This is a genomic window from Bifidobacterium aesculapii, from assembly GCF_001417815.1.
Classification (GTDB): Bacteria; Actinomycetota; Actinomycetes; order Actinomycetales; family Bifidobacteriaceae; genus Bifidobacterium; species Bifidobacterium aesculapii.
Genome location: NZ_BCFK01000080.1, coordinates 1 through 8126 on the forward strand (window position 1 = coordinate 1; position 8126 = coordinate 8126).

General features: G+C 55.1%; 8 protein-coding genes. 5 read left to right on the forward strand and 3 right to left on the reverse strand.

All coding sequences use genetic code 11. The features are described from left to right. The coding region (locus BFAL_RS10845; RefSeq protein WP_236691742.1) for a DUF262 domain-containing protein at positions 1-750 on the forward strand (750 nt) is incomplete at its 5' end. A 75-nt stretch (positions 751-825) separates the two neighbouring features. Then, on the forward strand, positions 826-1734 hold the full coding sequence (locus BFAL_RS10850; RefSeq protein ID WP_152973657.1) for a hypothetical protein: 909 nt from the start codon (positions 826-828) through the stop codon (positions 1732-1734). On the opposite strand, the gene BFAL_RS10375 is transcribed toward BFAL_RS10850, so the two are convergent. Continuing rightward, on the reverse strand, positions 1703-2959 hold the full coding sequence (locus BFAL_RS10375; RefSeq protein WP_055428299.1) for an ISL3 family transposase: 1257 nt from the start codon (positions 2957-2959) through the stop codon (positions 1703-1705). The two genes, BFAL_RS10850 and BFAL_RS10375, sit on opposite strands and share 32 nt — an antisense overlap. A gap of 532 nt (positions 2960-3491) precedes the next feature. Here BFAL_RS10375 and BFAL_RS10380 point away from each other — a divergent pair. Next, complete coding sequence (locus BFAL_RS10380) at positions 3492-3671, forward strand: hypothetical protein (protein WP_055428300.1); 180 nt, start codon at positions 3492-3494, stop codon at positions 3669-3671. Between the two features lie 388 nt (positions 3672-4059). Here the strand turns inward: BFAL_RS10380 and BFAL_RS10385 are convergent, their stop codons facing one another. Next, the gene (locus BFAL_RS10385; RefSeq protein WP_055428301.1) at positions 4060-4827 is read right to left on the reverse strand and encodes a DnaA/Hda family protein; all 768 of its coding nucleotides are present in this window, start codon (positions 4825-4827) and stop codon (positions 4060-4062) included. A gap of 192 nt (positions 4828-5019) precedes the next feature. On the opposite strand from BFAL_RS10385, the gene BFAL_RS10390 reads away from it, so the two are divergent. Further along, positions 5020-6066 carry a helix-turn-helix transcriptional regulator gene (locus tag BFAL_RS10390; RefSeq protein WP_055428302.1) on the forward strand — a complete coding sequence of 349 codons (1047 nt, stop codon included), beginning with the start codon at positions 5020-5022 and terminating at the stop codon, positions 6064-6066. On the opposite strand, the gene BFAL_RS11185 is transcribed toward BFAL_RS10390, so the two are convergent. Beyond that, positions 6010-6708: a hypothetical protein gene (locus tag BFAL_RS11185; RefSeq protein WP_152973658.1), complete on the reverse strand. Its 699-nt coding sequence runs from the start codon at positions 6706-6708 to the stop codon at positions 6010-6012. The genes BFAL_RS10390 and BFAL_RS11185 overlap by 57 nt on opposite strands. Before the next feature lie 110 nt (positions 6709-6818). Here BFAL_RS11185 and dnaE point away from each other — a divergent pair. Continuing rightward, the coding region (gene dnaE, locus BFAL_RS10395) for a DNA polymerase III subunit alpha (protein ID WP_152973659.1) at positions 6819-8126 on the forward strand (1308 nt) is incomplete at its 3' end.

Below are 8126 nucleotides of genomic sequence, written 5' to 3' on the forward strand. Positions count from 1 at the left end.
ATAATAATACAATCTTCGATTACTAAGGAAACCGCCATTATGTCTAGTGAAAAGAACAGTTATAGATTGCCGATGACAATTGCATATGCAATCGACCAAGTCAAACAAGGTAATTATGTGTTACCGGGAATCCAAAGGAAGTTTGTATGGACGACTGAGCAAATCGAATGTCTTTTTGATAGCATTATGCAGGACTATCCCATTAACACATTAATGCTATGGCATATATCCGATGGAAAAGAAGGAGAATCTCTTCGAACTGATTACCCATTCTATTCATTCATTACGAATTATAAAGAACGATACAAGACCGAGAACGAAGCTGTATCGGTAATCGGCACCAATCCTCTGTATGCTGTCATTGATGGCCAGCAACGTCTCACGAGTCTTCATATCGGGCTGAACGGAACCTATGCCGCACATCGTAAGTATCGAGGTTGGGAGGACACTCCCGAAAATTTCCCCAAACTGCGACTGTATCTCGATCTTCTCGGACAACCCGATACGGATTCCGATTATGCATACCCATTCAAATTTATGACCAAAGATAAGGCGATCACAGATCAAGAGAATAATCATTGGTGGTATCCCGTTGGCCAGATACTCAGGGCCAAGGATCCGAAGTACGTCAGCCGGTATCTGCTCGATAACAAACTCACAAATTACGATGTCGCTTTTGACCGTTTGGAGCTTCTTCGCGACCGCTTGCTCAAAGATGAACGTGTCAGTTTCTATGTTCAGGAAGACTAGGATCAGGATAAGGTACTGGAGATTTTCACCAGAACCAATAGTGGCGGAGTGCCTTTGACAAAGTCTGATTTGATTATGGCTATTGCATCCTCCAACTGGGAAGACATGAGGGATAACGTCGAACAGTTGGTTACTCAGGTCAATACCAACACTGGATTCCACATTGACAAGGACCTGGTTCTTAGAACGTTCTTGGTCTGCTATGGTAAAGACGTTAAATTCAAAGTCGAAAACTTTGGCAAATCGCAGGTGGATATTCTTGCCCAACATTGGAGTACGCTTTCATCGGCGATATCTAATACATTCACTTTTTTGCAACGACAAGGATTTGACGATCGAACGCTTCGTGCGCGAAATGCCGTCATTCCAATCGTTCAATACTTCATTCAGACCAACCAGTTTGCTGATATCGACAAGACTACATTCGGACAGATCTCAACCGCACAACAACCGGTCGTTGAGGATATCCTGAAATGGTTGAATATAAGCTTGCTGAAGGGAATATTCGGCGGCCAAACCGACAATCTTCTGAGTGGACTACGCGATGTAATTCGTAAATCCTCGACTCCCACACATTTCCCTTTGAAGGAAATCCGCATCCGTTTCAAAGACACACGCAAAGACTATTCGCTGGGTCAAGAAGCGATTGAGGGCTTGTTGGAAAGCGAGTACGGCACACATGAAGCAACGTATATTCTTCATCTACTGCATGGTCGACTCGACCCCGCTCTTCATTACGAACAGGATCATCTGTATCCCGCATCCTTCTTTAAGGAAGATGAGTCACTGCCTAAAAAGGAAAGGAAGGCCGCTTTACAGAAAAAGCTATCTGAGGTATTTCCCGATCCTGAAGACATTGATTTCGCTATGGATCCACGCAACTGGAACAGTGTCCTCAATCTTCAACTGTTGGAAAAGAGGGAAAATATGAGGCTTCTGCTGTTTTCGTGGGTTAGTTGGTGGGTTGGGGTAGTCGGATGTTGAGGCCGCCGCATCGGAGCATGACGAGGCTGATGAGGTTGTTCACGTGGTGGAAGCCGTAGGCCATGCGGATGGTGACCTTGATGCGGTTGTTGAACGCCTCGAGTCTGGCGTTGGAGTAGCCCAGCTCGATCGTCCTGAGGATGTCGGGGCGGCGGCGTCTGATCTTGCGTGAGAGTTCGACGATCTCGGGGATGCGGCTGTGGGACGCCCAGAACACCCAGTGTTTGAGCTCCGCGGTGGCCTGTCCGAGCGGGTGTTTGAGCAGGTTCCTCAACAGTTCCTTGAGCTGCCATGCGCGGTAGAGCTGTCCCTTGGGGTCCGTGTTCCCCAATGCGGCGAGGGATTCGTCCTGCCGGTCGGTCAATTGGTCCGGGTTCTTCAGCACGGCGTATTTGACGCCGCGCATGCGCTTGACGCCCTCCTGGTCGCCGTCGCGTCTCGCTTGGTTCCAGAGGCGTTTCCTCACCTTGTCGAGCGCGTCGGTCATCCAGCTGACGATGTGGAACCCGTCGAGCACGCGCTCGGCGTTCGGGCACCATTCGTGCACGCACGAGTCGATCCACCTCGCCCCGTCGCCGGTGACGACCCGGATGGATGCGCGCTGCTCCGGGGTCAGCTGTTGGAAGAACAGGTCGAACACGTCCCTGCCGTATCCGTCGTGCGCCCAGATCACCCGGCGCCGTTCGTGGTCGACGACGACGGTGATGTACGTGTGGCCCTTCCTGTAGCTGGTCTCGTCCACGCCGATCGACGTGAGATGGTCGAACGGCGACGGCATCGCGGCCTTCAGCCGGCCGGCGACCCTATGGGCGATCCGGCCGGCGGTCCTCCACGCCACGTGCAGGAACCCGCTCACGGTCTTCTGGTCGGCGACGGTCATCAGCCACGCGCACTCCGCCTCGAAATCCCTAGTGAACCGGCTCCCGGGCTCCGCCCACGGCACCATCGCGACGACCACGCCGCACTTGGGGCACTCCACGCGCGGCATGGCGGCGACCAGCTCCACCCGCCAGCAGCCGAAATCCTGATGACGCCACCGGCGCACCCCGCCGCCACGGTCGTAGCCGCGCCGCTTCCGCCCGCATCTCGAGCATCGGAGCATGCCCGCGCGAGGGCGCACGCGCACCTCGAGCACGGGTTCGGGACGCATGGGCCCGTCGACGATCCTCGCGGACTCGACCACCATGCCTTTGACGTTGAGGAGCTGTTTGAATATGCTGTTCATCAGGCGCTTTGCGGTTGTGTGTTTATCTTGGTCGAAAACATCCTACCCGGAAAGCGCTCTTCTCTTACTCCCTCAACGCCTCAACCACGAACCACCACCCACGAAAACAGCAACAGCGCCGAAAATATCGACAAGACACTTACACCGCTTGATACTTGGGCCAAAGGTCATGGACTCAATGGAAGCTTCTTCCTCGTACCTCCCGACACCGACCTCAGCATCAGGAATTTCCATGGATTCATCAACATGCGTCGTGCCGAACTCACCAAACGACTCACAGCCCTTCTAATGGATTAAACCAACATAATGGGGATGCCGGTCCGTCAACGGCTACCTGCATCCCCGCTATGCCCTATCCATTAAACAGAGCAGAAGCAGAGTCCTGAACTTCGATGTCTGTTGATTCCTTGATGCCATTCGGCTCAACGTCGATATCAGAACATCTTGGCACGGGAAGCGATAGATATCTACCAGCACGCGAATATCGCAACGATGATGTAACCCCCCGCAGATGATTCCCAATCGAGACAGAATGACGGCAATGCAGGTTTTCGTACATATCCATGTGTACAGAACCTATTTGATGGCCGACCGCATAGCCATGATCGACGATCTGGCGAAGACCGCGGCATATTTGGGCCGATTGGCTCTCGGACTGATCGATCATGGTAGCGTCGGCGGGCAGCTCGCCTTCCGTAGCACCTGCCGATGACAGCAAATTGGAGTGATCCTAAGCCTTGAGATCTACGTTACTCCGGGAACCGACCGAAGGACCCCACGCGCGTGAGCTGGGACAAGATATTGGTACAGGGCCGGGGGAATGCGACTGCTGTTCGCCGATGTGCCTGAGGCATGCGACAACATGATGGTCATCGCTACCAGTGTCGCTTCGAAAGCGATTTCGCATCTGGTTCTCAACGGTATGCCACGCCATGAGACAGGACCGATGCAACCTTCTGCGGTTCCCACTCAGATGCTGCCGTAAGTCGAAGAGAGCGAGTTTGGCTCCTTCACTGACAATGTCGATGGAGGAACCATTTCTAAATACAACGATGCGCGCCGTCATCACGAAGATGCATCGCGGGATATCACATGCCACGCTATTTCGATGGATTCTTCCCGATGCTCCGCATCATGCTTCTTATTTCTTCCAGAGATTCGCTCATCCTTCCCAGTTCATCGTCCATTGTGAGCAGGGAGGTTCGTGTTTGCTCCATGAATCGATCTATGCTCGTTGGGACCTCACAGGAGGAGGCGATGAGCCTGAGAATCCCATCCGGGATCCTCAGGCTGTCGTTTGAAGCATGCATCCGCAGAATGCTGATGAGAGCGTCGCTATCGGGTGCTTTGACGTCAACGGCGAGCCCGGCCTCCAAGCGTGAGAGAAGGTCGGATCCGAATTCGTCGAGCCTCTGCGGAGCTACTTCGGCAGTAACGACGACGCTTTTATTCGCCCAGAGCGGCGTACAGAACGTACGCCTGAACTGCTCCGAGGCGTCGTCCTCTCCGCTCAGCATCTGGATGTCGTCGACAAGCAGCATGTCGAGCTCGCGGTAGCAACGGTTGAATTCCGTTGTACGCCACTGCGATTTCGCCTTGGAGAATTCCTCGGTGAACTCCCCGGCGGTGACGTAGCGAATCCTCAGACTCGGATCCTTGACGATCGCATAATTGCCAGTCGCGTTCAACAGATGGGTCTTGCCCCGACCGGATCCGCCATAGATGTACAGCGGGTTGAAGAGCTGCCCCGAGCCATTGGCCACGGCAATCGCCGCAGACCGGGCGAATCGGTTGCAGTCGGCCGGTATGAAAGTGTCAAATGTCAGGGTTCTATCAAGATGCGTTTCCGGATCGATGTTCTCACTCATTGTCGTATCTCCTTAGCCTTTCCCGTGTTTCGCATCGTCGCAACCGTCGAAATGCAGCGCGACGAGAGGTCCCTTCCCGTCAATTCGATGGGTGAGTCTCCACATCGCCAGTATCAGAGGACGTATAATGAGCAGGTAGTTTTCTACCGGCTTCAGCTGTGATTCGGTCGGTCATGCCGAAAGGATGTGGCCATGGAACGAGATTCGGTGCGCAAGGGCGGTTCCCGGTCGGAGATCATCATCGGGATTCTGGAACTGCTTGACGAGAACACGGATCGTGAGCACGGAGTCACAGCCGCATGGCTGGCCGATCAGCTCGGCATCACCGTGAAGACGATCAGGGGACATCTGTACGCGCTGCGGGAGATGCAGCCATTCGGTCGTAAGGTCGATCGGATAGAGAGAGGCGACCTCAAGGATGCGGAAAGCCCCGATCCTCGTCCCGGCTGGTACATCGAGCCGGTATTCGATACAGCACAGATGCGGCTGCTCGCCGACGGTGCGGCGCTGTCCCGTTCGGACGGAGAATACATTCAGGATCTGATCGCTAGGATCTACGCCTTCGCCGGCCGTTCCGACCAGCTTGGCATACGCGGACCGCTGATGACTCCCCGGCACTACAACCGGGAATTCCTCAACGACATCGAGCGGTTGAACGATGCCATCGCCCATGAGCGAGGCATCCGCTTCCACTATTGCACGTATGATGTCAGCGGCGAGCTCGTGCCCAGACTTGGGGAAGACGGCCGTCCGAGGGAATATGTCGCTGACCCGTACGATCTACGGTACAAGAATGAGAAGTACTATCTCATCTGCCATCTCCGGCCTTACGACGATCTGGCCTGTCTGCACGTCGAGCGCATTCGTGATCTGATGGTCGACGGAAACGACCACACACTGGATCGCTCGTTCGACAGCTTCACCGATGAGAACGGGGCCCCGATCGATCTCACGGCCTTCATGGATGAACGTCCCTACCCATCTCCGGGACCTGCGATACCGGTGCGACTGCGTGTCGTGGGCGGTCTCGAACCGGTGTTCGATTGGTTTCCCGACGCGCAGGCAACGCATGTCGGTGACGGCGTCTATGAGGTGACTGTCAAGGCGACTCCGTGGTCGACGATTTGGTGGGCTTTGCAATATACCAACAGCGGCGTTCGCATCACGGTGCTGGAGCCGGAATCAATCCGTGCTGAACTGTGCAGAGCCGGGCACATACTGCTTGAGCGGTATGAGTGAGGCGACGTTGAATCTCCTCATCAGCATCCCCGTTACCCCACGTCGGGAAAGATGATGGATATGCGCCGCACTGCGTATGATGCCCAATCCACATTTGATTCCCCGTAACCATTCCGTATCCAGTGCCAAAGTGCAGTATTTCGAACGAATGGTCAAAAAACCTGTTCTGGAATTGCAGACTTTCTCCAGAAGATCGAAATGCGCATCAAGCAAATCGACCATGACATACTCGAAGGCCATGCAGATAGTCTTCCCATCAGTGAAGCGGTACGTGTCGGAACGGAAATCGATGGATTCCAAACTGCTGGTTCCTATGGCATGGATACGTTCCAACAACGTCAGAAGACTTGTCACCCTTTCTGTGTCATCGAACGAACAGGAGTTCGATGGGACGAATGATTTCTCTGTGCAATCCTCATTGGACGGTTCATCATCTACTGAACCGGGAAACACGAGTTCCGCAACATGGTCATCGTGCCATTCGATATTTGTGCTACTTCCACTCATATCCTCCACAAACGACGACAGTCTGACTGCCGCCAGTTGGAACTCATCATGGGCCATGCGCCCAATATGTTCACTGTCAAGTACGTACGGTGAATCATCATCGATGTCGGTGGTCCACTCAAGCTCTATGCTCATCAATCCGCCCTCCGTGACGCATATGGGATGTTGGCATCGAATCTATATGCATCGGAATTCGACAGGTAGTTTTCTACCTATCCGGAAAACCGCATCATATCGTCCCGTATATGAACGGAAACGGCAATTTCGTGCATTTGCATAATCACACGCATTACTCGCTGCTCGACGGTGCATCGAAAATCCCGGCCCTTGTGAATCGGGTCCGGGCGCTGGGCATGCCGGCAATCGGTATCACGGATCATGGCAACATGCACGGTGCGTATGAGATGTATGCGAGCTGCGTGGCCAACGGCGTCAAGCCGATCATCGGCATCGAGGCGTATGTGACGCCGGAGACCGCGCGTAAGGATAAGTCGCGCGTGCACTGGGGCACCGAGGACCAGCGTGGCGATGACGTCTCCGGAGGCGGTTGGTACACGCATCTGACGATGTGGGCGAGCAGCAACGAGGGGTTATCGAATCTCATCAAGGCGTCGTCCGTGGCCAATCTTGAGGGGCGGGTGTCGAAATACCCTCGTATGGACAAGGATGTGCTTTCGACCTATTCAAAGGGCGTGATCGCGTCGTCGGGTTGTCCGTCGGGCATCATCCAGACCAGGTTGCGTCTGGGGCAGTTCGATGAAGCGTTGCGTGCGGCGGGGGAGTTCCAGGACATCTTCGGCCGGGACAACTTCTACATCGAGCTGATGCGACACGGCCTCGATGTGGAGGATCGTGTGCAGTTCGGCCTGCTGACGATCGCGAGGAAGCTTGATGCGCCGCTGTTGGCCACGAACGATTCGCATTACGTGCATGCCGAGGACGCGGAGGCGCAGGACGCGATGCTGTGCATCAACTCGGGTTCGCATCTGGACGACCCGGATCGGTTCAAGTTCGACGGCACGGGCTACTACATCAAGCCCGCGGAGGAGATGCGCGAGCTGTTCCGCGAATTCCCCGAGGCGTGCGACAACACGCTGGAGATCGCGGAGCGCTGCAACGTGATCTTCGACGACCACGAGGACGGCGCGTTCATGCCGCAGTTCGACTGCCCGGAAGGCTGGGACGAGGCGAGCCTGTTCCTCAAGAAGGTCGAGGAGGGCCTGGAGCGCCGTTACGACGGCAATGTGCCGGAGGAGGTGTCGCGCCAGGCGGATTATGAGTGTGGTGTGATCTGCCAGATGCAGTTCTGCGGCTACTTCCTTGTGGTGGCCGACTACATCCAGTGGGCGAAGGACCACGGCATCATGGTCGGTCCGGGCCGTGGTTCGGCGGCAGGGTCGATGGTCGCGTACGCGATGGGCATCACGGAACTGGACCCGTTGAAGCATGGTCTGATCTTCGAGAGGTTCCTGAACCCGGAGCGCGTCTCCTTGCCGGATATCGACGTGGACTTCGATCCGGAGGGGCGTCTGCACGTGATCGACTACTGCGGC

Coding starts and splice junctions, on each gene's coding strand:
- BFAL_RS11185 (WP_152973658.1), bottom strand. CDS start 6,708: ATGAGCATAGAGCTTGAGTGGACCACCGACATCGATGATGATTCACCG.
- BFAL_RS10390 (WP_055428302.1), top strand. CDS start 5,020: ATGGAACGAGATTCGGTGCGCAAGGGCGGTTCCCGGTCGGAGATCATC.
- BFAL_RS10850 (WP_152973657.1), top strand. CDS start 826: ATGGCTATTGCATCCTCCAACTGGGAAGACATGAGGGATAACGTCGAA.
- BFAL_RS10385 (WP_055428301.1), bottom strand. CDS start 4,827: ATGAGTGAGAACATCGATCCGGAAACGCATCTTGATAGAACCCTGACA.
- BFAL_RS10375 (WP_055428299.1), bottom strand. CDS start 2,959: ATGAACAGCATATTCAAACAGCTCCTCAACGTCAAAGGCATGGTGGTC.
- BFAL_RS10380 (WP_055428300.1), top strand. CDS start 3,492: ATGACGGCAATGCAGGTTTTCGTACATATCCATGTGTACAGAACCTAT.